Annotated in this window: 20 protein-coding genes and 1 tRNA gene; 10 read left to right on the forward strand and 11 right to left on the reverse strand. The window is 72.9% G+C overall.

What is annotated here, in order from left to right; translation table 11 throughout:
• Positions 1-200 precede the first annotated feature (200 nt).
• A complete protein-coding gene (locus ABLM29_RS14205) occupies positions 201-1,694 on the reverse strand; it encodes a potassium/proton antiporter (RefSeq protein ID WP_349714775.1) in 1,494 nt (497 codons plus the stop codon).
• Between the two features lie 105 nt (positions 1,695-1,799).
• On the opposite strand from ABLM29_RS14205, the gene ABLM29_RS14210 reads away from it, so the two are divergent.
• Positions 1,800-3,284, forward strand: coding sequence for an FAD-binding protein (locus ABLM29_RS14210; protein ID WP_349714776.1), 1,485 nt, complete (start codon positions 1,800-1,802; stop codon positions 3,282-3,284).
• 138 nt (positions 3,285-3,422) lie between these two features.
• On the forward strand, positions 3,423-4,598 hold the full coding sequence (locus tag ABLM29_RS14215; protein WP_349714777.1) for a pyridoxal phosphate-dependent aminotransferase: 1,176 nt from the start codon (positions 3,423-3,425) through the stop codon (positions 4,596-4,598).
• Positions 4,599-4,686: 88 nt separating this feature from the next.
• Here ABLM29_RS14215 and ABLM29_RS14220 read toward each other — a convergent pair whose 3' ends face one another.
• Together ABLM29_RS14220 and ABLM29_RS14225 are read right to left on the reverse strand one after the other, a co-directional pair.
• Positions 4,687-6,126: a vWA domain-containing protein gene (locus tag ABLM29_RS14220; RefSeq protein WP_349714778.1), complete on the reverse strand. Its 1,440-nt coding sequence runs from the start codon at positions 6,124-6,126 to the stop codon at positions 4,687-4,689.
• Between the two features lie 2 nt (positions 6,127-6,128).
• Positions 6,129-7,019 (reverse strand): AAA family ATPase, encoded by an 891-nt coding sequence (locus ABLM29_RS14225; protein ID WP_349714779.1) that lies wholly within the window; start codon positions 7,017-7,019, stop codon positions 6,129-6,131.
• 128 nt (positions 7,020-7,147) lie between these two features.
• Between ABLM29_RS14225 and ABLM29_RS14230 the strand changes: the two genes are divergently transcribed.
• A complete protein-coding gene (locus ABLM29_RS14230; RefSeq protein WP_349714780.1) occupies positions 7,148-7,531 on the forward strand; it encodes a hypothetical protein in 384 nt (127 codons plus the stop codon).
• Positions 7,532-7,589: 58 nt separating this feature from the next.
• The gene (locus tag ABLM29_RS14235; RefSeq protein WP_349714781.1) at positions 7,590-8,201 is read left to right on the forward strand and encodes an RDD family protein; all 612 of its coding nucleotides are present in this window, start codon (positions 7,590-7,592) and stop codon (positions 8,199-8,201) included.
• A gap of 30 nt (positions 8,202-8,231) precedes the next feature.
• Here the strand turns inward: ABLM29_RS14235 and ABLM29_RS14240 are convergent, their stop codons facing one another.
• Entirely contained in the window at positions 8,232-9,830 is a 1,599-nt protein-coding gene (locus tag ABLM29_RS14240) for a DHA2 family efflux MFS transporter permease subunit (RefSeq protein WP_349714782.1), read from the reverse strand.
• A 192-nt stretch (positions 9,831-10,022) separates the two neighbouring features.
• Between ABLM29_RS14240 and ABLM29_RS14245 the strand changes: the two genes are divergently transcribed.
• Together ABLM29_RS14245 and ABLM29_RS14250 are read left to right on the forward strand one after the other, a co-directional pair.
• Positions 10,023-10,382 (forward strand): hypothetical protein, encoded by a 360-nt coding sequence (locus ABLM29_RS14245; RefSeq protein ID WP_349714783.1) that lies wholly within the window; start codon positions 10,023-10,025, stop codon positions 10,380-10,382.
• 47 nt (positions 10,383-10,429) lie between these two features.
• Positions 10,430-10,984 (forward strand): hypothetical protein, encoded by a 555-nt coding sequence (locus ABLM29_RS14250; protein ID WP_349714784.1) that lies wholly within the window; start codon positions 10,430-10,432, stop codon positions 10,982-10,984.
• A 144-nt stretch (positions 10,985-11,128) separates the two neighbouring features.
• Here ABLM29_RS14250 and ABLM29_RS14255 read toward each other — a convergent pair whose 3' ends face one another.
• On the reverse strand, positions 11,129-11,689 hold the full coding sequence (locus ABLM29_RS14255) for a TetR/AcrR family transcriptional regulator (protein WP_349714785.1): 561 nt from the start codon (positions 11,687-11,689) through the stop codon (positions 11,129-11,131).
• Between the two features lie 97 nt (positions 11,690-11,786).
• On the opposite strand from ABLM29_RS14255, the gene ABLM29_RS14260 reads away from it, so the two are divergent.
• Complete coding sequence (locus ABLM29_RS14260) at positions 11,787-12,680, forward strand: DUF4437 domain-containing protein (protein WP_349714786.1); 894 nt, start codon at positions 11,787-11,789, stop codon at positions 12,678-12,680.
• A 116-nt stretch (positions 12,681-12,796) separates the two neighbouring features.
• Here ABLM29_RS14260 and ABLM29_RS14265 read toward each other — a convergent pair.
• From ABLM29_RS14265 to ABLM29_RS14275, 3 genes are all read right to left on the reverse strand, one after another.
• Positions 12,797-12,886: transfer RNA gene (locus ABLM29_RS14265), tRNA-Ser, on the reverse strand.
• Positions 12,887-12,959: 73 nt separating this feature from the next.
• Entirely contained in the window at positions 12,960-13,961 is a 1,002-nt protein-coding gene (locus tag ABLM29_RS14270; RefSeq protein WP_349714787.1) for an aldo/keto reductase, read from the reverse strand.
• A gap of 23 nt (positions 13,962-13,984) precedes the next feature.
• Positions 13,985-15,274 carry an ROK family protein gene (locus tag ABLM29_RS14275; RefSeq protein WP_349714788.1) on the reverse strand — a complete coding sequence of 430 codons (1,290 nt, stop codon included), beginning with the start codon at positions 15,272-15,274 and terminating at the stop codon, positions 13,985-13,987.
• A gap of 87 nt (positions 15,275-15,361) precedes the next feature.
• Between ABLM29_RS14275 and zwf the strand changes: the two genes are divergently transcribed.
• The 3 genes from zwf to eda are packed head-to-tail and all read left to right on the forward strand — an operon-like array spanning position 15,362 to position 19,366.
• Positions 15,362-16,831, forward strand: coding sequence for a glucose-6-phosphate dehydrogenase (zwf, locus tag ABLM29_RS14280; RefSeq protein WP_349714789.1), 1,470 nt, complete (start codon positions 15,362-15,364; stop codon positions 16,829-16,831).
• On the forward strand, positions 16,828-18,747 hold the full coding sequence (gene edd / locus ABLM29_RS14285) for a phosphogluconate dehydratase (RefSeq protein WP_502889241.1): 1,920 nt from the start codon (positions 16,828-16,830) through the stop codon (positions 18,745-18,747). The genes zwf and edd overlap by 4 nt, the downstream gene beginning before the upstream one ends.
• Positions 18,734-19,366 carry a bifunctional 4-hydroxy-2-oxoglutarate aldolase/2-dehydro-3-deoxy-phosphogluconate aldolase gene (eda, locus tag ABLM29_RS14290; RefSeq protein WP_349714790.1) on the forward strand — a complete coding sequence of 211 codons (633 nt, stop codon included), beginning with the start codon at positions 18,734-18,736 and terminating at the stop codon, positions 19,364-19,366. The genes edd and eda overlap by 14 nt, the downstream gene beginning before the upstream one ends.
• 9 nt (positions 19,367-19,375) lie before the next feature.
• Here eda and ABLM29_RS14295 read toward each other — a convergent pair whose 3' ends face one another.
• The 3 genes from ABLM29_RS14295 to ABLM29_RS14305 form a co-directional block, all read right to left on the reverse strand.
• Complete coding sequence (locus ABLM29_RS14295; RefSeq protein WP_349714791.1) at positions 19,376-19,966, reverse strand: hypothetical protein; 591 nt, start codon at positions 19,964-19,966, stop codon at positions 19,376-19,378.
• A gap of 179 nt (positions 19,967-20,145) precedes the next feature.
• Positions 20,146-20,685: a hypothetical protein gene (locus tag ABLM29_RS14300; protein ID WP_349714792.1), complete on the reverse strand. Its 540-nt coding sequence runs from the start codon at positions 20,683-20,685 to the stop codon at positions 20,146-20,148.
• A 243-nt stretch (positions 20,686-20,928) separates the two neighbouring features.
• Positions 20,929-21,480: a hypothetical protein gene (locus ABLM29_RS14305; protein WP_349714793.1), complete on the reverse strand. Its 552-nt coding sequence runs from the start codon at positions 21,478-21,480 to the stop codon at positions 20,929-20,931.
• Positions 21,481-21,653 lie beyond the last annotated feature (173 nt).

Genomic DNA, 21,653 nt, shown 5'->3' on the forward strand with positions numbered 1-21,653 from the left:
CGGCCCAACTGCCGGTTCGGCGCGGCCCAACTGCCGGTTCGGCGCGGCCCAACTGCCGGTTCGGCGCGGCCCAACTGCCGGTTCGGCGCGGCCCAACTGCCGGTTCGGCGCCGCCCAACTGCCGGTTCGGCGCGGCGCAACTGCCGGTTCGGCGCGGCGCGAGCCCCTGTTCGGCCTGCCCCAACTGCCTGTTCGGCGGGTTAGTCGCCGAGCCACTGGGCGAGCCGGCCGCCGGCGCTGACCTGGCGCAGCCGCCGCTCCGTCGCGTCCCGCTGCTTCCGCGGCGTGACCACCAGCAGGTCGTCGCCGCGGCGCAGCACGGTGCGCCGCTCCGGGACCATCGCCTTGCCGTCGCGGACCACCATCGACACGTTCGCCCCCGACGGCAGCCGCAGCTCGCCGACCTCGACCCCGTGCAGCCGGGAGACCTGGCTGACCGTCACCTGCAGCAGGTCCGCGGCCACCCGCTCCAGCGGCGCCGCCTCCAGGTCGAGGTCCCGCGGCTCCGAGACGCGCGCGACCCGGAGCACCCGCGCCGCCCACGGCAGCGTCGGCCCGGTCAGCAGCGTGAACAGCACGACCATCACGAAGACCAGGTCGAAGAGGTGGTCGGCGTCCTTCACCCCCTCGGCCAGCGGGATCGTGGTGAGCACGATCGGCACGGCGCCGCGCAGACCGGCCCAGGACATGAACGCGAGCTGGCGCGGCGCCATCGGCTGCACGATCGAGCTGATCGCGACCGAGACCGGCCGCGCGACGAACGTCAGGATCAGCCCGGCGGCGACCGCCAGGCCGACGATGGACCAGGTGATCCGGTCCGGGGACAGCAGCAGCCCGAGCATCACGAACAGCCCGATCTGCGCGATCCAGGCCAGCCCCTCGACGAACGAGCGGGTGGCCAGCCGGTGCGGCAGGTCGGCGTTGCCGAGGATCAGCGCGGCGACGTACACCGCAGCGAAGCCGCTGGCGTGCATCATCGACGCGCCGCCGTACCCGATCATCGCCAGGCAGAGCACGGCGATCGGGTAGAGACCGGAGGCCGGCAGGGCCGCGCGGCGCATCACCCAGGCGCCGCCGAAGCCGACGGCCACGCCCACCGCGACGCCGGCGGCGAGCTCGAAGACGATGATCCCCGCCAGGCCGAGGATGCCGTGCTCCAGCGCGGCACCGGTGGAGACCAGGCTGACCAGTACGACGGTGGGCGCGTCGTTGAGCCCGGACTCGGCCTCCAGCGCGCCGGTCAGGCGGCGCGGCAGCGGCACCACCCGGAGCACGGAGAAGACGGCGGCGGCGTCCGTGGGCGAGCAGACGGCGCCGAGCAGCACCGCGAGCTCCCAGGGCAGCCCGAGCACGTAGTGGCCGCCGAGCGCCACGATGGTGACCGAGACAGCGACCCCGACCGTGGCCAGCGCGAAGCCGATCCGCATCGACGGCCGGGTCTCGCGCCAGCTGGTGGTCAGGCCGCCCTCGGCGAGGATGATCGCCAGCGCGCCGAAGCCGAGCGCGTGCGCGACCTCGGCGTTCTCGAAGCCGATCCCGACCACGGACTCGCCGAGGATGACGCCCATCAGCAGGTAGAACAGCAGGCTGGGCAGGCCGACCCGGGAGGAGAGCCGCACCGCGAGCACCGCCAGCAGCGTGACGCTCGCACCCACCAGCACGAAGCTGTCGAGCTGGTGGAGATCGAAGTCCATGTCACCTCGTGATCGGGGCGGCGTCACCGAAGTCTATCGACGGTCGGCCACACGGCCGCGGAGGCAGGGGTGGCCGGTTTTTAGAACCTGTTCTAGATTTGCGCCATGACAGCCACGCCCTCGGGCCTCGCCCTCCCGGCCGCGCTGCCGGCCTCCGCCCTCGACGACGCCGAGTCCTACGACGTGGTCGTGGTCGGCTTCGGAATCTCCGGCGGCTGCGCGGCCCTGGAGGCCGCCCGGGCCGGCGCCCGGGTGCTCCTGCTGGAGCGGGCCGCCGTGCACGGCGGCACCTCGTCGATGTCCGGCGGCCACTTCTACCTGGGCGGCGGGACGGCCGTGCAGGAGGCGACCGGCCAGGAGGACTCGGTCGACGCGATGATCGCCTACCTCGAGGCCAGCACGAAGGACCCCGACAAGGAGAAGATCCGCGCCTACTGCGAGGGGTCGGTCGAGCACTTCGGCTGGCTGGAGTCGCTCGGCTTCGAGTTCGAGCGCAGCTACTTCCCCGGCAAGGCGGTGATCCAGCCCGGCACCGAGGGGCTGATGTTCACCGGCAACGAGAAGGTGTGGCCCTTCCGCGACGACATCCCGCCCGCCCCGCGCGGCCACAAGGTCCCGGTCCCGGGCGACACCGAGGGCACCCGGATCGTGATGGACCTGCTCCGCGAGCGGGTCGAGGAGGCCGGCGTCGAGGTCCGCTTCGAGACCGGCGCGACCAACCTGGTGGTCGATGACGGCCGCGTGGTCGGGCTGGCCTGGAAGTCGTTCGAGAGGACCGGCGTGGTCCGCGCCGACGCCGTGGTGATCGCGGCCGGCGGCTTCGTGATGAACCCCGACATGGTCGCCCGGTACACGCCGGCTCTCGGCTCGAAGCTGTTCACGCTCGGGTCCACCTACGACGACGGCCTCGGCATCCGCCTCGGCGAGTCCGTGGGCGCCGCGCTGGAGCACATGGACGAGCCGTTCATCACTGCGCCGTTCTACCCGCCGTCCTCCCTGGTCAAGGGCCTGATCGTGAACAAGGAGGGCAAGCGGTTCGTCGCCGAGGACAGCTACCACGCGCGGACGTCGTACGAGGTGCTGCGCCAGCCCGACGCGACGGCGTACCTGATCGCCGACAGCGAGCACATGGAGGAGCAGCGGATGCCGCTGGTCCCGCTCAAGGACGGCTACGAGACGATCGAGGAGATGGAGGCCGGGCTCGGGCTCCCCGAGGGCTCTCTGGTGGCGACGATGGCGCGCTACAACGAGTACGCCGCCCGGGGCGAGGACCCCGACTTCCACAAGCACCCCGACTGGCTGGCGCCCCAGACCGAGGGCCCGTGGGGCGTCTACGACCTCACCCTCGGCGTCGCGATGTACGCCGGCTTCACCCTCGGCGGGATGGCCACCACCGTCGACGGGCAGGTGCGGCGCGAGGACGGCTCCGTGATCGAGGGCCTGTACGCCGCCGGCGCGTGTGCCTCGAACATCGCCCAGGACGGCGCCGGCTACTGCTCGGGCACCCAGCTCGGGGAGGGGTCGTTCTTCGGACGGCGGGCCGGGCGGCACGCTGCCGGCGCGGCGGCAGAATCACCGGTCGACCGGTGATTCGGTCGCTTGACGGGCAGTGCAACGCCCGTCGAGCGACCGAACTGCCTGTCCGGTGGAACAGGTGGGGCCACCGCGGTTTCGAGGCTCGCTTCGCTCGCACCTCAACCAGCGGCGGCGGCCTGCGAGGATGAGACCGTGATCAGCCGCCTCGCCGCCGCCCAGCGCGCCAACGTCCCGCCGTTCTACGTCATGGACGTGCTCGCCGCGGCGGCCGAGCGGCAGCGCACGCACGGCGACGTGATCAACCTGGCCGCGGGGCAGCCGAGCACGGGCGCCCCGGCGCCGGTCAACGCCGAGGCGGTCCGCCTGCTGCAGAGCGGGGACCCGCTGGGCTACACCCCGGCGGTCGGCATCCCCGAGCTCCGCGAGGCGATCGCCGGCCACCACCGGGCCCACTACGGCATCGACGCCACGGCCGACGACGTGGTGGTCACCACCGGCTCCAGCGGCGGGTTCCTGCTGGCGTTCCTGGCCGCCTTCGAGGTCGGCGACCGGGTGGCGATCGCGCGGCCCGGCTACCCCTGCTACCGCAACGTGCTGGCGGCGCTGGGTTGCGAGGTCGTCGAGCTCCCGACCGGTCCCGCGACCCGGTTCCAGCCGACGGTCGAGGACGTCGCCCGGGCGCACGCGACCGAGCCGATCCGCGGCCTGATCGTGGCCAGCCCCGGCAACCCGACCGGCACCATGCTGGCGCGCGAGGAGCTGACTGACCTGGCCCGTTGGTGCGAGGAGAACGACGTCCAGCTGATCTCCGACGAGATCTACCACGGCATCGAGTACGGCACCGGCGAGCGCGCCGCCAGCTGCGCGTGGGAGACCTCGCGGGAGGCGGTCGTCTTCGGCTCGTTCTCCAAGTACTTCTCGATGACCGGGTGGCGGCTCGGCTGGATGCTGGCGCCGGAGCGGCTGCGCCGGCCGGTCGACGTGCTGACCGGCAACTTCAGCATCTGCCCGCCGGTGCTCTCGCAGCGCGCCGCGCTGGCGGCGTTCACGCCGGAGTCCTACGCCGAGCTGGACGGCCACGTGCGCCGGTACGCCGAGAACCGGGGGCTGCTGCTGGACGGGCTGCGCCGGATCGGGATCACCGGCCTGGCCCCGGCGGACGGCGCGTTCTACGCCTACGCCGACGTGCGCCACCTGACCACCGACTCGATGACCTACGCCAAGGACCTGCTGGCCCGCACCGGGGTCGCACTGACCAGCGGCGTCGACTTCGACACCGTCGACGGCGGCAGCTACCTGCGGTTCAGCTTCGCCGGCTCGGGCGAGGAGATCGTGCGGGCGCTGGACCGGCTCGACGGCGCGCTCTGAGGTGTCGGGTCGTGTGCCCTACACCCCGGCATAGCGGGTCCTCAGGCACACGACCCCGCCCCGCGGGCTGACAGCGGGTTCAGCGGGTTCAGCGGGTCGGCGGCCCGATGATCCGGTGCACGAAGTCCTCGAGCTGCTCGAGGTTGCGGCACTCGATCATGTCGACGATCTGGCCGTAGGTCGGGGCCGCGGAGTCGCCCGTGCCCCAGTTCCGCTCGTGCTCGGGGTTGAGCCACCAGGAGTGCCGCACCGAGCCGGCCATCCGGCGCAGCACGTCGGTGTGCAGGTCGGAGTAGTTGCTGCGGCCGTCGCCGAGGATCAGCAGCGTCGTCTTCGGACCGAGCGCGTCGGCGTACTCCTCGTCGAACTTGGTGAACGCCCGGCCGTAGTTCGTCCGCCCCCACAGCGCGGCGTGGCTCGTCGACGCGGCGAGGTCGGTCAGCACGTCGGCGGGGTCGGCGCCGGGGCGGAAGTACGGCGTCACCTCGTGCACGTGGTCGATGAACGTGAACGCGCGCATCGACTGGAAGACCTCGCGCAGCGCGAAGACGAAGAGCAGCGTGAACTGGGCGAAGTTCGCGACCGAGCCGGAGACGTCGCAGAGCACCACGAGGTCGGTGCGGTGCGGCCGCTTCGGCCGGTGGTGGGTGGTCAGCGGGACGCCGCCGGTGGCCATCGACGCCCGGACGGTACGACGGAAGTCCAGCGGTCCGCGGCGCCGGGCGTGCTGCTCCTTGGCGAGCCGGGTGGCCAGCCGCCGGGCGAGCGGGAAGATCTGGCGGCGCATCTCCTCCAGGTCGGCGCGGCGCGCGGAGGTGAAGGCGATCTTGTCGATGCTGGGCCGGACGGTGACGTCGGCGACGTGGTCGGGCCCCTTCTCCTCGGCGATCCGGCGGCGGGCGTCGTCCTCGACCATCCGGGTGAGGCCGCCGACCCGGCGGGCCGCGGCGCGGTTCGCCTCGCCCTCGTCCATGCCGCCGGCCAGCAGCGCCTCGATGATCCGGTCGGTGAGCTCGTGCGGCGCGACCCGCTGCAGGGCGGTGTAGGCCGACCAGGAGGAGAGCCCGGGGCCGCGGCCGGGCATGGCGCCGAACCGGGCCATCATCTCGGCGGCCATCTGGCGCATCTGCTGCTCGTCGTACTCCCCCGCCTCCATCGCCTCGGCGAGCCGGTCGCGGAAGTCCTGCAGCGCGGCTGCGTTGTCGCGGACCTGGCCGGCGGCACCGTCCTCGCCCGACTCCTCACCGCCGTCGCGGCCGACGCCGTCGCCGACCATCGGGGGGAAGTAGACGTCGAACAGGGCGTCGAACGTGGTCCGGTGCGACTGCTTCTTGAGCAGGGTCGCCGCGAAGGCGTCGCGGACAGTGGCCCGCTCCCCCCACGGCAGCACCGAGAGCGCGGCGACGCTGTCGATGTCCTCGGCCAGCGAGACCGACAGGCCGGCGCCGCGCAGCGCCTCGATGAAGGCGAGGTGCCGGTCGAGGAGGCCGGAGCGGTACTCGTCCGCGGGGGCGGGGCCGTCGGGCATGGTCAGCGGGACCCGGGGATGCTGCGGCCGATCTTCAACTCGCGGATCGCCCGCTCGTGGTCGGAGGCGTGCTTGAGGACGACGCCGAGGGTGTCGGTGATCGCCTTCTCGTCGAGGTCACGGATCTCCAGCGCGATCAGGGTGCGCGCCCAGTCGACGGACTCGGCGATGGACGGCGCCTTCTTCAGGTCCATGTCGCGCAGCCGGCCGACGGTGGCGACGAGCTGCTCGGCGACCCGGTCGTCGATGCCCGGCACCTGGCTGTGCAGGATCTCCCGCTCGCGGGCGGCGTCGGGGTAGTCGAGGTGCAGGTAGAGGCAGCGCCGCTTGACCGCCTCGGAGAGCTCGCGGCTGGCGTTGGAGGTCAGTACGACGAAGGGCCGGCGGGTCGCCGCGACCGTGCCGAGCTCGGGGATGGTGACCTGGAAGTCGCTGAGCACCTCGAGCAGCAGGCCCTCCACCTCGATGTCGGTCTTGTCGACCTCGTCGATGAGCAGGACCGTCGGCTCCTCGCGCCGGATCGCGGTGAGCAGCGGCCGGGTGAGCAGGAACTCCTCGGCGAAGATGTCGTCGTGGGTGCGGCCCCAGTCGGGGGCGTCGGCGCCCTTCGGCTCGGCCTGGATGCGCAGCAGCTGCTTCTTGTAGTTCCACTCGTAGAGGGCGCGGGCCTCGTCCAGGCCCTCGTAGCACTGGAGACGGACCAGGTCGGCGCCGGTGGCGCGGCTGACCGCCTTGGCCAGCTCGGTCTTGCCGACGCCGGCGGGGCCCTCGAGCAGCAGCGGCTTCTCCAGGGCACCGGCCAGGAACGCGGTGGTCGCCGTCGCGTGGTCGGTGAGGTAGCCGGTGGCGTTCAGGCGGGCGGCCGCGTCGGCCGGCGAGTCGAACCAGGTCATGGCCCCTATCCTGCCGCGCCGGCCGCGGCGGCGTACCGGGCCCGGGGTCAATCGGTGAGACGCGCCCCCGCCGACCGTCCGCTCGCGGGAGCGCGTGACCGCCGGCCGCCGGGCTCGTTGGGTCCATCGTGATCCCGCCGCCGGCCGCCCCAGGATGGGCGGCGCGCCCCCTGGTACGCCGGGCGCGCATCCTCCAGTCGGGGCTCACCTCGTGCGCGCTCACCGCGCTCGTCGGCGCCGCCGCGCTGGGTGTCCTCGGCGCGTCACCCACCCCGGACGAGACCCGGGAGGGGCTCGACCCGTCCAGCAGCCAGGTGGACCGGCTGTTCCTGGAGAACCGGTGCTCGGTGACCGGGTTCGCCGACCACGTCGTGCCGTCGAAGGCGATGGTGCGCCGGTCGACCGGCCGGATCGCGCTGGTCAGCTACGCCGAGGGCTGGCAGGTCCTCACCGGCGACCGGCCCGGGCGGCTGGTCGCCGTCTGCCTGGGACCGGCACGCCCCGCCACCTGACCCGCCGCCCGGCGGCCCCCGACTCCCTCCTCGGGTGTCGGGCCGCACCGTCCCGTCGATGGAAGAGAACGTGTCCGAGAACGAGTCGCACCCGCAGCCGCCGCAGTACCCGACGCCCCCGTACCCGGCGCCGGCGTACCCGGCCCCGCAGTACGCCTACCCGCCGCAGTACGCGCCCCGCCCGGACCACGCTCACCCCGCCGCGCCGCCGGCCGAGTTCCGCCCGCCGGCCGGGTACCCCCCGATCGCGACGATCGGACGCCGGATCGGCGGCTTCGTCCTGGACATGCTGTTCTACGGACTCATCAGCGCGACCTACTCGCTCCCGCTGTCCCTCGCCTCCGAGGCGGAGAGCAACCTCGGGGTCGCCGCTCTGCTCGATGCCGTCTCACTGGGCCTGGACGGCGTGCTGTTCGTCCTGTACTTCGTGGTCCCCACGGCCCTGCGCGGCGTCACCCTGGGCAAGCTCTGCGTGGGGCTCCGCGTGGTCGGCGAGGACGGCCGGGTCCCGGGCTGGGGCAAGGCGTTCGGCCGCCAGGCGCTGCTGTACCTGATGATCCTGCCCTGCGACATCCCCGCGATCATCTGCGCGTTCACGATGCGCTCGGAGCCGCGCAACCGGGGCTGGCACGACCGGGCGGCGGGCACCGTGGTGATCCACGTCCGCTGACCGGACGGGGGGTCGTCTCTCCCGACCCGCTCAGTGCCCCATCATGGCGCCGGGCTCGACCGGCTCGTCGGCGGGCCTGCGCGGCAGGAAGAACGCCGGGATCAGGCAGCACGCGACGAGCACCGCACCCACGACGAAGACCGACGCGAACGAGTCCGCCAACTCCACGAGCCCCTGCTGGGCCAGCGCGTTCAGCTGGTCGACGGTGACGCCCAGCTTCGCGGCGAGGCCGCCGAGGACCTGGGCGTCGCCGTCGGCCTCCCGCACCGCGCCCGCGGCGATGATCGCCGCCTGGTCCTTGCCGTTGATGGCGTTGGTCAGCAGCACGGAAAAGACGGCGGTGCCGATCGAGGCGGCGACCTGCTGGGTGATATTGAGCAGCGTCGAGCCGCGCGCGGTGGTGTGGTGGGTGAGGGTGGCCAGCGCCGCGCTCATGATCGGCATCATCGTGCAGCCCATGCCCAGCCCCATCACGAACAGCGCACCCAGGATGTAGGCGTACGAGGTGCCCTCGTCGAGCTGGGTGAACGCGGCCATGCTGACCGTCACCAGGCTGACGCCGACCATGACGACCTTGCCCGGTCCCCTGCGGTCGGCGATCATGCCGGCGATCGGCATCGTGATCATCGCGCCGATGCCCTGCGGGGCGAGCAGCGCGCCGGCGCCGAGCGCGGACTGGTCGCGCACCTGCTGGAAGTAGAGCGGGAAGAGCAGGCTGGCGCCGAAGAAGGCGGTGGCGAACAGTGCCATCGCGATCACGGCGATCGTCATGTTCCGGTTGGCGAAGAGCCGCAGCTCCAGCAGCGGGTGGATGTTGCGGGCGCTGAACGCCCACGGCACGAACAGCGCGATCAGCACGGCGCCCGCGATCGCCGTGCCGAGCACCTTGGCGTCCCAGACGGTGCCGGCCTCGGGGATCGAGGAGACGCCGTACAGGAAGAGGGCGAGTCCGGGCGAGAGCAGCAGGACGCCCAGGAAGTCGAACGTCTCGGTCGGCTCGACGTGGTCCTTGGGCAGCACCAGCGACGCGTAGACGATGGCGAGCACGCCGATCGGCAGGTTGATCAGGAAGATCCAGTGCCAGCTCGCGGTCTCGATCAGCCAGCCGCCGAGGATCGGCCCGAAGATCGGGCCCAGCAGGATCGGGATGCCCATGATCGCCATGACGCGGCCGATCCGGTGCGGGCCGGCGGCGTGGGTCAGGATCGTCATGCCGAGCGGCATCAGCATGCCGCCGCCCAGGCCCTGGAGCACCCGGAAGCCGACCAGCATGGGCAGGCTCACCGCGGTCGCGCACAGCACCGAGCCGATGGTGAAGAGCAGCACGGCCAGCAGGAACAGCCGCTTCGTGCCGAACCGGTCCGCCGCCCAGCCGGTCAGCGGGATCACCGTCGCCAGCGCCAGCGTGTAGCCGGTCATCGTCCACGCGACCTCGGCGGAGGTGGCGTCGAACTCCTGCTGGAACGTCTCCAGCGCCACCGAGACCACGGTGATGTCGAGGATCGACATGATCGCGCCGAGGACCACCACCCCGGCGACCAGCAGCACGCTCCGGTCGAGCTTGTCGTCGGCGTCGCCGCCGGGACCGTCGCCCGCGGGGGGCTGCTCTGACGTTTCCCGAGTCGTCATGGCTCAGGACTCTACGCGGGCCGGTGGCCCGTGGGATCCCCCCGAAACGGGCTGTGAGCGGACCCACGTTGTCCTACCCACGCGTAGCACGGAGGGTGGAGGCACCGGGTGGCCAGCGCGGGCCGACCTGCACGGCGGTGAGGTGCCCCGCCCCGTCCCGCTCCTCCGGCGACACCCGAATCGAGACGTGCCGTGTCCCGCGACCGCCCCCGCCACCGGGCGACACGCCGCCTGCGCACCGCCCTGGCCGGGATCACCTCGGCGGCGCTGACCCTCGCCCTCGGGTACGCCGGGCTGGGCATGACGCGGACGACCTGGTCGACCGCGGAGCGAGGGGTGGTGCCGGCCGGCACGTCGAAGGTGGAGCGGCTGTTCCAGCGCAACCGCTGCTCGGCGACCGGCTTCGACGAGGTCATCCCGGCGCGGGCGCTGATCCGTCGCGAGTCGGGCGCCGTCGCGTTGGTGCCCTTCGCCTCGGGGCGGGCGGTGCACCTCGGCGAGGAGCCCGGCGACCTGCTGGCCGTCTGTCTGGGGCCCGCGAAGGGGCGGTGACCGTCTGCCGCGGGACCTCGGCACGCGATCGTCGTTGAAGGGGTGCCATGGAAACCCGACCCGCGCCCAGCACCGACGCCGATCGCCCCGACGCCTGGGGGCGACGCCGCCGGCTGACGATCGGAGTCGGCCTGGTCGTCGTCGTGGTCGCGAAGATGTGCGACCGGGCGTTGTGGCACGTCGACTCCCTCCGGTCCCGATGGGCAGAGGACGTCATCCATCTCGCCTTCGTCGCGGGGGCCGCAGCCGCCTGGTTCGCACTGACCTGGCCCTACGTCGCGGCCCGCCCCCGCCTCCGGCGGAACGGCGCCATCGCGGCACTGGTCGTCCTCATCCCGACGACGCTGGTCTCGGCCGGGCTCGCGCTCACGGCCCTGGGGACCTCGTGCGGCTACCAGGACGGGCTCTGCTTCGCCGGCCCGGCGTGGGCCCTCTTCGTCGGGTCGCCCGCCCTCGTCCTCGGCCCGCTGGTCCTGATGGCCGCCTATGGCCTCGGGAACACGGGGAGCCCGGCCGGGCGACGCCTGCTGACGCTCGTCACCACGGCGACCGCCGGGTGCGTGGTGGCTGTGATCGCCGCCCTCTCCGGCTTCTGGGTGTGAGGGCCGACCCCGCGATGGCGGTGGGGGCACCCCCACCCGTTCCCGTCGCGTTGGTGCCCTTCGCCTCGGGGTGGGCGGTGCACCTCGGCGAGGAGCCCGGCGACCTGCTGGCCGTCTGCCTGGGGCCCGCGAAGGGGCGGTGACCTACCCCGGCAGCAGGCGGTCCACCGTGCGGTGCGCGCGGGCGAGGCCGGCGGGACGGTCCATCAGCAGGGCGTCGACGAGGAGGGGGGCCACCACGGCGGCCACGACGTCCTCGGTGTCCTCCTGCGCCAGGCCGGCGTTCGCCAGCACCCTGCGGAACGGGGCGACCAGGTCGTCGACGTACCGGTGACGCAGGACCACGGCGTCCTCGCCCGGCGAGGTGGTCGCGGCGAGCGCGCGCAGGAACGCGGCGACGGGCCTGTCCCGCAGCCGGGCGCCGAGCGCGTCGACCTCGGCATGCAGGTCCGCGCGCGGGTCCCCGAGGCTCGCGCGCTCCGGGCTCGGGGCCACCTCGATCAGGGCCGCGAGCACGTCGACCGGGCTCGGCCAGTGGCGGTAGATCGTCGACCGGGAGACCCCGGTGGCCTGGTGCAGCCGCTGCGCGGTGAGCGCGGCGCCACCCTCGCGCAGCAGCAGGTCGAGCGCGGCGTTGAGGACGACGTCCCGCGTCTCGGTCGCGGGCCCGGCGGGGCGGCCCGGCTTGCTGGCGGAGTCCGTCATGCGGATTGACGATACATGTTGCACCGCCTTCTGTTTTCCGATACAACTTGCATCGTTAATCCGCACCCCGCCCGCGGCCCGATCCGAAGGAGGAGCCATGCGCCCCCACGTCGAGACGATCGACGAGCGCGACCTGATCTGGCACGTCGCGGAGTTCGAGCACGCGACCGGATCGGCCCGGCAGCGCAACCTCTGCTACGACGAGGAGGACGGGTCGGCCTCGCTGAAGCTGGAGTTCACCAGCGCCTGGTCACGGCCCGCCGGCGTCCACGCCGCCGAGACCGAGTGGTACGTCCTCTCCGGGGAGGTCCGCATCGGTGACACCGTGCTCGGCCCCGAGGGCTACTGGCACGCCGCGACGGGCGTGTGGACGCCTCCGCTGGAGGTGACGGCCGGGACGGAGGTGCTGCTGTGGCGGGAGTACGGCGACTGGACGTTCACCCCGCAGGACGGCGACGCGCTCGGCGTCCGCGAGGACCAGCGGCTGATCGTGCTGCAGACCAGCGAGATGCCCTGGATCGACGTCGAGGACGGCAGCCCGATGCGGTTCGACCTCGGCGGCACGCCGGTGCCCGGCCTCTACATCAAGCTCCTGCACCGCGACGAGAAGACCGGGTTCTACACCCGGCTGATCAAGGCGAAGCCGGGTTGGGTCGAGCACCCGCTGGCCCACCACCCCTGCAGCGAGGAGGCGTACTGCCTCGAGGGCGGTTTCGAGTACAGCTTCGGCACGATGTGGCCGGGCACCTACTTCTGGCGGCCGCCGCTGGTGCGGCACGGCGACTTCACCGCGCACCACGAGCTCGGCTGCACCTGGATCCTGCGCTCCGACAGCGACCTGGTCGACTGGTACACCGAGGACGCGCACATCGAGATGCACGGAACACCGACCAACTGGGGCGAGGGCTATCCGCTCAGCGCGGCGCCGGTGCCGGTGCAGCCGGTCCGCTCCCGCAGTCTCGGACGCTGGGCGGACCCGACCTACCAGTGATCCGACCGCGTCCGGGCCCCACAGTCCCCAGTCCCCGGGGCCCGGACGCGACGAAGCCCCGCCCAGGATCCCGGGCGGGGCTTCGGTTTTCGGGGCTGATCTGCACCAGCTTCCGATGGCGGTGGCGGAGGGATTTGAACCCTCGGTGGGCTTGCACCCACAAACGCTTTCGAGGCGTTCTCCTTAGGCCGCTCGGACACGCCACCGCGGGAGACATTACCGGAGCGCCTCCGCGCCCCGAAATCGGGGAGGCCCCTCCCGGCGCCGGCGTGAGCGTCCTCACCAGCGCGGGTGGATGGCCTCCCGCAGACGGGTGTCGTAGAGCTCGCGAACACCGTCGAGGAAGGCCGCCGGCAGCGGTCCGATCTCGCCGGCCGCGGCGTTGGCGACGGCCTGGGAGGGCCGCGACGCACCGGGGATCACGGTCGTGACGCCGGGCTGCTGCCAGCACCAGGCGATCGCCGCCTGGGCGGCGGTGACGTCCGCGCCGAGGGTCTCCCGGACGAGCGCCGCGAAGACCGCGGCCGCCTGCAGGCCCGTGTCGTAGTCGACGCCGGAGAACGTCTCGCCGACGTCGAAGGCCTCGCCGCCCCGGTTGAAGTTGCGGTGGTCGTCGGCCGCGAACGTGGTGCTGGCGTCGTACTTGCCCGTGAGCAGGCCGGAGGCCAGCGGCACCCGGGCGATGATCCCCACGCCTGCCTCGGCGGCCGCCGGCAGCACCTCGTCCAGCGGCTTGAGCCGGAAGGCGTTGAGGATGATCTGCACGGAGGCGACGCCCGGCCGGGCGATCGCGTCGAGCGCCTGGCGGCAGGTCTCCACGCTGACGCCGTAGGCGCCGATCACGCCCTCCTCGACGAGGGTGTCCAGGGCGTCGTAGGTCGCGTCGTCGGTGATCACCGCGCTCGGCGGGCAGTGCAGCTGGACGAGGTCGATGGTGTCGACGCCCAGGTTGCGGCGGGAGCGGTCCAGCCACGCCCGGAAGTTGTCCATCACGTAGTTGGCGGGGACCTGGTCCATCCGCCGGCCCATCTTGGTCACGACGGTGAAGCCGGAGTCGGCGCCGCCGTGGTCGGCCAGGAACCGGCCGACGATCTGCTCGCTGCGGCCGTCGCCGTAGACGTCGGCGGTGTCGTAGAAGGTGACCCCGGACTCGGCCGAGGCCTCGAGCACCGCCCGGGCGTCCTCCTCGCTCACCTCGCCCCAGTCGGCCCCCAGCTGCCAGGTGCCGAGCCCGACGGCCGACACCCTCCGTCCCATCCGTTCGAAGCTGCGCTGCTCCATCTCTCCCTCTCCTCGGGTGCCGGTCACACGCCGGCGGGGGCCGGTCGGACCCGTGCCTCCTCGACCAGGCGGCCGCGTGCCAGCCGGGCGTCGACGGCGGCGGGGCTGAGCACCCGCTTGAGGGCGAGCGCCGCGCAGCCGACGAGTCCGGCACGGTCACCGTACGTCGACGGCAGGATCTGCAGCTCGCGGGTGGCCAGCGCGGAGGCCCGGGCGTAGACCGACTCGCGCACGCCGGCGGCGTAGACGTCGTACGCCGCGGCCATGTCGCCGCCGAGCACGACCGCCTCGGGGTTGAGCAGGTTGATGGCGACGGCGAGCAGCTCGCCGAGCTGGCGGCCGCTCTCGCGGAGCAGCAGCTTGGCCTCGGGGTCGCCGTTGAGGGCGAGGCCGACCAGGTCGCGCACGTGGTGGACCTGCCGCCCCTCCTCCTGCATCCGGGCGACCAGCGACCAGCCGGCGGCCACGGTCTCCAGGCAGCCGGTGTCGCCGCAGCGGCAGGGCCGGCCGGCGGCGTCGGGCACCTTCGCGTGGCCGATGTCGCCGGCGCCGCCGCGGGAGCCGGTGACGATGGTGCGCTTCACGAGCACGCCCAGGCCGATGCCGGTCGACGCCTTCACCACCAGCAGGTCGCTCATCCCGCCGGCCCCGGCGGCGTGGCCGAGGTACTCCGAGCGGGCCAGCGCGTTGGCGTCGTTGGCCAGGAAGAGCGGCGCGTCGGTCACCTCGCCCAGGTACGGCGCCAGCGGGACGTCGTTCCACCCGGGCAGCACCGGGGTGTCGACGCTGACCCCGCGGCGGGAGTCCACCACCCCGGGCAGGCTGACGCCGACGCCGAGCACCGGCGGCAGCGGGGACACCGACGGGTCCGCGGCGTCGGCCGGCTCGGCGGCGGAGAGGTCGGTGAGCAGGCCGCCCAGCTTCTCGGCGACGGCGGGCATCACCTCGTCGGGGCCGGCCCCGAGCTCGAGGTCGAACTCGGCCGAGGCGCGCTCCTCGCCGGCGAGGTCGAAGACGCCGACCTGGGCCCGGGAGCGCCCGATCGCGGCGGCCAGGACCACCCCGGCGTCGGTGTTGAAGACCAGGCTCCCGGGAGGGCGGCCGCCGGTGGAGGCCAGCTCCGCGCCGAGCAGCAGCAGGCCGGCCTCGGTGAGGGCGTGGACGCGGGCCACGACGGCGGTACGCGAGAGGCCGGTGAGGCGGCGCAGGTCCGACCGCGTCGTCGCACGCCCGGAGCGGACGAGATCCAGGAGCTCCCCCGCGGAGGCGAGGTCGCGCCCGGGATCGCGCGCTGGGGGGACGGCTTCGGTCATGGACGACACCCTAGAGCACGGTCTTTTGTCCCGAAAGGACCAAAGGTGGGTTCCTCGAGGACCTTGTGCAGGTCTACTCTGGATCTGATGACCGCGCCGACGCCCGACCTCGTCCTCCCCGCCTGCGACTTCACCGTCTTCGGCGCCACCGGCGACCTCGCCCTCCACAAGCTGCTGCCGGGCCTCTACCACCGCGAGCTCGAGGGCCAGCTCCCCGAGGGGACCCGGATCATCGGCGTCTCCCGGAGCCCCCTGGACGACGCCGGCTACCGCGACCTCGTCAGCCACACGCTCTTCGACCACATCCCCGAGGACAACCTCGAGGCGGGCGCCCTGCACCGGCTCCTGCGCCGGCTGCACCACATCAGCATCGACGCCGGGATGCCCGAGCGCTGGCACGACCTGCACGGCCTGCTCAAGGACCGGCCGGCCGGCGACGGCGAGTCCGGGTCGATCCGGATCTTCTACCTCGCCGTGGCGCCGGACCTCTACGGTCCCATCTGCCACCGCCTGGCCGAGTTCGACCTGGTCACCCGCGAGTGCCGGGTCGTCCTCGAGAAGCCCATCGGCGACGGGCTGGAGTCCTCGCGCCAGATCAACGACGCCGTCGGCGAGGTCTTCGAGGAGCGTCAGATCTTCCGGATCGACCACTACCTCGGCAAGGAGAGCGTGCAGAACCTGCTGGTCACGCGCTTCGCCAACACCTTCCTCGAGCCGCTGTGGAACTCCCGGTGGGTCGACCACGTGCAGATCACCGTCGCCGAGCGGCCGGGCGTGCGCCACCGCACCGACTACTACGAGGCCGCGGGCGCGCTGCGCGACATGGTCCAGAACCACCTGCTCCAGCTGCTCTGCCTGGTGGCCATGGAGCCGCCCACGTACGTCGGCCCGGAGACGGTCCGCGACGAGAAGCTCAAGGTCCTCCAGGCGCTGGCCCCGCTCGTCGGGGAGGACGTGGACCGCAACACGGTGCGCGGCCAGTACGCGTCGTACCCGGACGACATCGGGGTGCCGACGAACACCGAGACCTTCGTGGCGCTGCGCACCGAGGTGCAGAACTGGCGCTGGGCCGGCGTGCCGTTCTACCTGCGCACCGGCAAGCGGATGGCTCGCGACGAGTCCACCATCGAGGTGGTGCTCAAGGAGCCGCCGCACGCGATGTTCCCGCAGAGCGAGGGCGTGACCACCCCGAACCGGCTGACCATCCGGATGAAGCCCGACGAGGGCATGCAGCTGCACGTCACCGCCAAGGTGCCCGGCCCCGGGGGGATCCGCCTGCACCCGGCCTCGCTGGACCTCAGCTACGACACCGCCTTCGACGAGCGGTGCCCCGACCCCTACGAGCGACTGCTGATGGACGTCATCCGCGGCATCCCCACGCTCTTCATGCGCCGCGACGAGGTCGAGGCCGCCTGGGCGTGGGTCACGCCCATCCTCACCCGGTGGCACGACACCTCCACCGAACCCATCCGTTACGCCGATGGCACCCACGGACCCGCCGAAGCGTCCACGCTGTTGTCTCGGGACGGCCGCACCTGGCAGGAGAACCCAGCATGAGCCACTCCACGAACCCGCCCGCGCAGCACTCCTCGGGGCTGCACCCGGTCCTCGCCGAGGTCACCGCGCGGCTGGTCGAGCGCAGCAGCGAGACCCGCGCCGCCTACCTGGCCAAGATCGAGGCGGCCCGCCTGCGCGGGCCCGCCCGCGGCCGGCTGGCCTGCGGCAACCTCGCCCACGGCTTCGCCGCCGCCGCACCCGGCGAGAAGGAGGAGCTGCGCCGCGGCGGCAAGCCGAATTTGGCGATCGTGACCAGCTACAACGACATGCTCTCCGCGCACCAGCCGTACGTCGACTACCCGCCCGTGCTCAAGCACGAGGTGATGCGCGCGGGCGGCATCGCCCAGGTCGCCGGCGGCGTGCCGGCGATGTGCGACGGCGTCACCCAGGGCCGCGCCGGCATGCAGCTCTCGCTCTACAGCCGCGACGTGATCGCGATGGCGACCGCGGTCGCGCTCTCCCACGACATGTTCGACGGCGCGCTGCTGCTCGGCGTCTGCGACAAGATCGTCCCCGGCCTGCTGATCGGCGCCCTCTCCTTCGGCCACCTGCCCGCGGTCTGGGTGCCGGCCGGGCCGATGACCTCGGGCCTGCCCAACAAGGAGAAGGCGCGGGTGCGCCAGCGCTTCGCCGAGGGCAAGGCGGGACGCGAGGAGCTGCTCGAGGCCGAGGCGGCGTCGTACCACTCCCGCGGGACGTGCACGTTCTACGGCACCGCCAACTCCAACCAGCTGCTGATGGAGGTGCTCGGACTGCACCTGCCGGGCTCCTCCTTCGTCAACCCCGGTACGCCGCTGCGCGACGCGCTCACGCTGGCGGCCGCCGAGCGGGCGGTCGCCCGCACCGCGCAGTACGAGGACGCCCCGGCGCTGGGCGAGATGGTCGACGAGAAGGCGATCGTCAACGCCTGCGTGGCGCTGCTGGCCAGCGGCGGGTCGACCAACCACACGATGCACCTGGTCGCGATCGCCCGCGCCGCGGGCATCCAGCTCACCTGGAACGACCTCTCCGAGCTCTCGGACGTGGTGCCGCTGCTGGCCCGGATGTACCCCAACGGACCGGCCGACGTGAACCACTTCCACGCCGCCGGCGGGATCGCCTTCCTGGTCCGGACGCTGCTCGACGCCGGGCTGCTGCACGAGGACGTCGAGACGATCGTGGGTCCCGGCCTGCGGCGCTACACCGAGGAGCCGGTCGTCATCGACGGGGAGCTGAGCTGGCGCCCCGGCCCCGACCGCAGCCTGGACCTCGACGTGCTCCGGCCGGTCGCCGACCCGTTCTCCACCCACGGCGGCCTCCAGGTCCTGCACGGGCCGCTCGGCACCGGCGTCGTCAAGACCTCCGCGGTCGCGCCCGAGCACCGCTTCGTCTCGGCCCCGGCCCGGATCTTCGACGACCAGCAGGACTTCCTGGACGCGTTCAAGGACGGCGAGCTGGACGGCATCGACCTGGTCGCCGTGATCCGCTACCAGGGCCCGGCCGCCAACGGCATGCCCGAGCTGCACAAGCTCACCCCCGCGCTCGGCGTCCTCCAGGACCGCGGCCAGAAGGTCGCCCTGGTCACCGACGGCCGGATGTCCGGCGCCTCGGGCAAGGTCCCGGCGGCGATCCACGTGACCCCCGAGGCCGGCCTCGGCGGGCCGCTCTCCCTGCTCCGCGACGGCGACCTGATCACGCTGGACTCGGACGCCGGCACGCTGACCATCGGCGAGGACGTGGTCCTCGCCGAGCGCGAGCCGACCGGCCACCCGCCGACCGAGGCCGAGTGGGCCGGCACCGGCCGCGAGCTGTTCGCCGCGTTCCGCGCCACCATCGGCCCGGCCGACCAGGGCGCCTCCGTCTTCGGGCTGCCGGCCGTCCCGCCCACCGCCGACGCCCCCACCGCCGACCGGGAGGTCTCCGTTGTCCGCTCCTGAGCTCCCCGGATCCGTGCTCGACGCCGTGCCGGTGCTGCCGGTCGTCGTCGTGGACCGCGTCGCCGACGCCGTACCGCTGGCGCGGGCGCTGGTCGCCGGCGGCCTGCCCGCGATCGAGCTGACCCTGCGCACGCCGGTCGCGCTCGAGGCGATGGCCGCGATCGCGGCCGAGGTGCCCGAGATCCTGCTCGGCGCCGGCACCGTCACCACGCCCGCCGAGGCCGAGGCCTCGGTCGCCGCCGGTGCCCGGTTCCTGGTCTCGCCCGGCTGCACGCCGACGCTGCTGGCCGGGATGCAGGCCACCGGGGTGCCGTTCCTGCCCGGGACCTCCACGGTCTCCGAGGTGATGGCGGTGCTGGAGGCGGGGCTGACCGAGATGAAGTTCTTCCCGGCCGAGGCGGCCGGCGGGGCGCCGTACCTGAAGTCGGTCGGCGGGCCGCTGCCGCAGGCCCGGTTCTGCCCGACCGGCGGGATCACCCCCGCCAGCGCGCCGACCTACCTCGGCCTGGCCAACGTCGGCTGCGTCGGCGGCAGCTGGATCACCCCCGGCGACGCGGTCGCCGGGGGTGACTGGGAGCGGATCAGCAAGCTCGCCGCGGAGGCCGCGGCACTGGGCTGAGCGACCCGCTCACCGGGTGAGGTCGCGCTCCGCGACCGGCCGCACGGGGATGTTCTTGGCCGAGCCCTGGGGCGTGTAGACGATCGACAGCTGCCGCGCGTGGATGTGGCTCCCGCCGCCCGTCTCGCGGGCGACCAGCTGCACCGTGTGGCGCCGCGCCTCGACCGGCACCGCCGCGGTGATCGTGCCGATGCTGCCGGTGCCGTCGTCGAGGTTGGTGACCTCGACGCCGAACGGGTCCTTGATCACCTTCTTGCCGTCGACGCGCAGGTTGATGTTCAGCTGTCCGCGCGGGCTGAAACTGGCGTCGTCCTGGACGGCGACCGTCGCGGTGATCGCCAGGTAGCCCTTCGCCGTTCGGAACTTCTTGGCGACGATCGGCGTGAAGGTGGGCTCGGTGAAGTCGTCGATGTTGTTGGTCCTGGCCGCGCCGAAGACCTTGATCGCCTTCGGCGAGGCGGCGGCCCTGGCGGCCGGGGCGGCGTCGGTGGAGGCCTGGCTGGGCAGGCCGAGGGCGACGACGAGGGCGAACAGGCCGAGCACGAGCCCGACCCGCCCGCTGGTGACGTGCCGGCGGAGCGCGGTGAGGGGAGCGTTCACGGGGAACTCCTGGGGAGTCGTGGACGCGGCCGGACGCCGGGCCCGGGAAGCCTGCGAGGCTAGGGGCGGCCGCTGCGGCGCAGCAACGGGTGTCTAGACGACGTACGACGCCCCCGGCGGCGGACCGCCGGGGGCGTCGGGACGTGATCAGCGCGCGCCGACGTGCGCCGCGCCACCGCTCACCGGTTGAGGCCGCGGGGTGCGACCGTCCTCGCCGGGATCGCCTTGCCCGAGCCCTGGGGCGTGTAGACGATCGACAGCTCGCGGGCGTAGATGAACGTGCCGGTGCCGCCCTCGCGGGCCACCAGCTGCACGTTGTGGAACCGCGCCTTGACCGGGACCACTGCGGTGATCGCGCCGGCCCAGCCGCTCTCGAACCCGGTGTCGTCGTGGGTGATCTCGTAGCCGGAACCGTTGTCCAGGATCAGCTTCCCGTCGACCTTCAGCTGGTAGAAGAGGTGGCCGGCCCCGGCGAGGCTGGAGTCGTCCTGGGTGCCGACCGTGCCGGTGATCGCGAGGTAGCCCTTCCCGGTCCGGAACCGCTTCTTCAGGATCGGCGTGTAGTCGGGTTCGGTGAAGTCGTCGAGCTCGTTGGTGTTGACCGCGCCGAAGACCTTGATCGCCTTGGGCGAGGAGGCCGCCCGCGCGGCCGGTGCGGATTCGGTGGACGCCTGGCTGGGCAGGCCGAGCGCGAGGACGAGGGCGAACAGACCGAGCACGAGCCCGATCCGCCCACTCGTGACGTGCCGGCGCACCGAAGCTAGAGAAGCGTTCACGAGAGAACTCCCTGGGGGGGGTGGTGGACGCGGCCGGGCAGCCGGGTCCGGGGAGCCTGCGACGCTAGGGGCGGCCGCGACGGTCGGGCAACGGCGGTCTAGACGACATGCGACGCCCCCGGCGGCGGACCGTCGGGGGCGTCGGGGGGCGTGGTCAGCGCGCGCCGACGTGCGGCGCGCCACCGCTCACCGGTTGACGCCGCGGGGCGCGACCGTCCGCGCCGGGATCGCCTTGCCCGATCCCTGGGGCGTGTAGACGATCGACAGCTCGCGGGTATAGATGAAGGTGCCGGTGCCCTGCTCGCGGGCCATCAGCTGCACCTTGTGGAACCGCGCCTTGACCGGCACCACGGCGGTGATGGCGCCGGCCCACGCGCTGGCGGACCCGGCGTCGGTGTGGGTGATCTCGTAGCCGGCGCCGTTGCTCAGCACGAACTTGCCGTCGACCTTGAGCTGGTAGCGGAGCTTGCCGGCCCCGGCGAGGCTGGCGTCGTCCTCGGTGCCGACCGTGCCGGTGATCGCGAGGTAGCCCTTGGCGGTCCGGAACCGCTTGGTGACGAGCGGCACGAAGGCGGGTTCGGTGAAGTCGTTGATCGTGTTGGACTTGACGGCACCGAAGACCTTGATCGTCTTGGGCCCTGCGGCCGCTGCAGACGCCTGCGCGGCCTCGCTCGAGGCCTGGGTGGAGGCCTGCGTGGGCAGGCCGAGTGCGAGGACCAGGGCGAACAGACCGAGCACGAGCCCGACCCGCCCACTCGTGACATGCCTGCGCACCGAGGTGAGAACAGAGTTGTCCACGAGAATCTCCCGATAGGAGGAGGGCGCGGACCGAGCTGCCGCACCCGGGGAACCTTCGACGCTAGGCCGCCGCTTCGCGGACGGGCAACCGTTCCCTCGGAAACTGGTCTAGA

Source organism: Nocardioides sp. YIM 152588, assembly GCF_040191335.1.
Taxonomy (GTDB): domain Bacteria; phylum Actinomycetota; class Actinomycetes; order Propionibacteriales; family Nocardioidaceae; genus Nocardioides.

What these genes read in the sequence shown, in the direction of transcription:
- zwf (WP_349714789.1), top strand. Translation starts at nt 15,362, where the DNA reads ATGACCGCGCCGACGCCCGACCTCGTCCTCCCCGCCTGCGACTTCACC.
- ABLM29_RS14210 (WP_349714776.1), top strand. Translation starts at nt 1,800, where the DNA reads ATGACAGCCACGCCCTCGGGCCTCGCCCTCCCGGCCGCGCTGCCGGCC.
- edd (WP_502889241.1), top strand. Translation starts at nt 16,828, where the DNA reads ATGAGCCACTCCACGAACCCGCCCGCGCAGCACTCCTCGGGGCTGCAC.
- ABLM29_RS14225 (WP_349714779.1), bottom strand. Translation starts at nt 7,019, where the DNA reads ATGACCTGGTTCGACTCGCCGGCCGACGCGGCCGCCCGCCTGAACGCC.
- ABLM29_RS14255 (WP_349714785.1), bottom strand. Translation starts at nt 11,689, where the DNA reads ATGACGGACTCCGCCAGCAAGCCGGGCCGCCCCGCCGGGCCCGCGACC.
- ABLM29_RS14235 (WP_349714781.1), top strand. Translation starts at nt 7,590, where the DNA reads ATGGAAGAGAACGTGTCCGAGAACGAGTCGCACCCGCAGCCGCCGCAG.
- ABLM29_RS14205 (WP_349714775.1), bottom strand. Translation starts at nt 1,694, where the DNA reads ATGGACTTCGATCTCCACCAGCTCGACAGCTTCGTGCTGGTGGGTGCG.
- ABLM29_RS14260 (WP_349714786.1), top strand. Translation starts at nt 11,787, where the DNA reads ATGCGCCCCCACGTCGAGACGATCGACGAGCGCGACCTGATCTGGCAC.
- ABLM29_RS14240 (WP_349714782.1), bottom strand. Translation starts at nt 9,830, where the DNA reads ATGACGACTCGGGAAACGTCAGAGCAGCCCCCCGCGGGCGACGGTCCC.
- ABLM29_RS14275 (WP_349714788.1), bottom strand. Translation starts at nt 15,274, where the DNA reads ATGACCGAAGCCGTCCCCCCAGCGCGCGATCCCGGGCGCGACCTCGCC.
- ABLM29_RS14250 (WP_349714784.1), top strand. Translation starts at nt 10,430, where the DNA reads ATGGAAACCCGACCCGCGCCCAGCACCGACGCCGATCGCCCCGACGCC.
- ABLM29_RS14270 (WP_349714787.1), bottom strand. Translation starts at nt 13,961, where the DNA reads ATGGAGCAGCGCAGCTTCGAACGGATGGGACGGAGGGTGTCGGCCGTC.
- ABLM29_RS14220 (WP_349714778.1), bottom strand. Translation starts at nt 6,126, where the DNA reads ATGCCCGACGGCCCCGCCCCCGCGGACGAGTACCGCTCCGGCCTCCTC.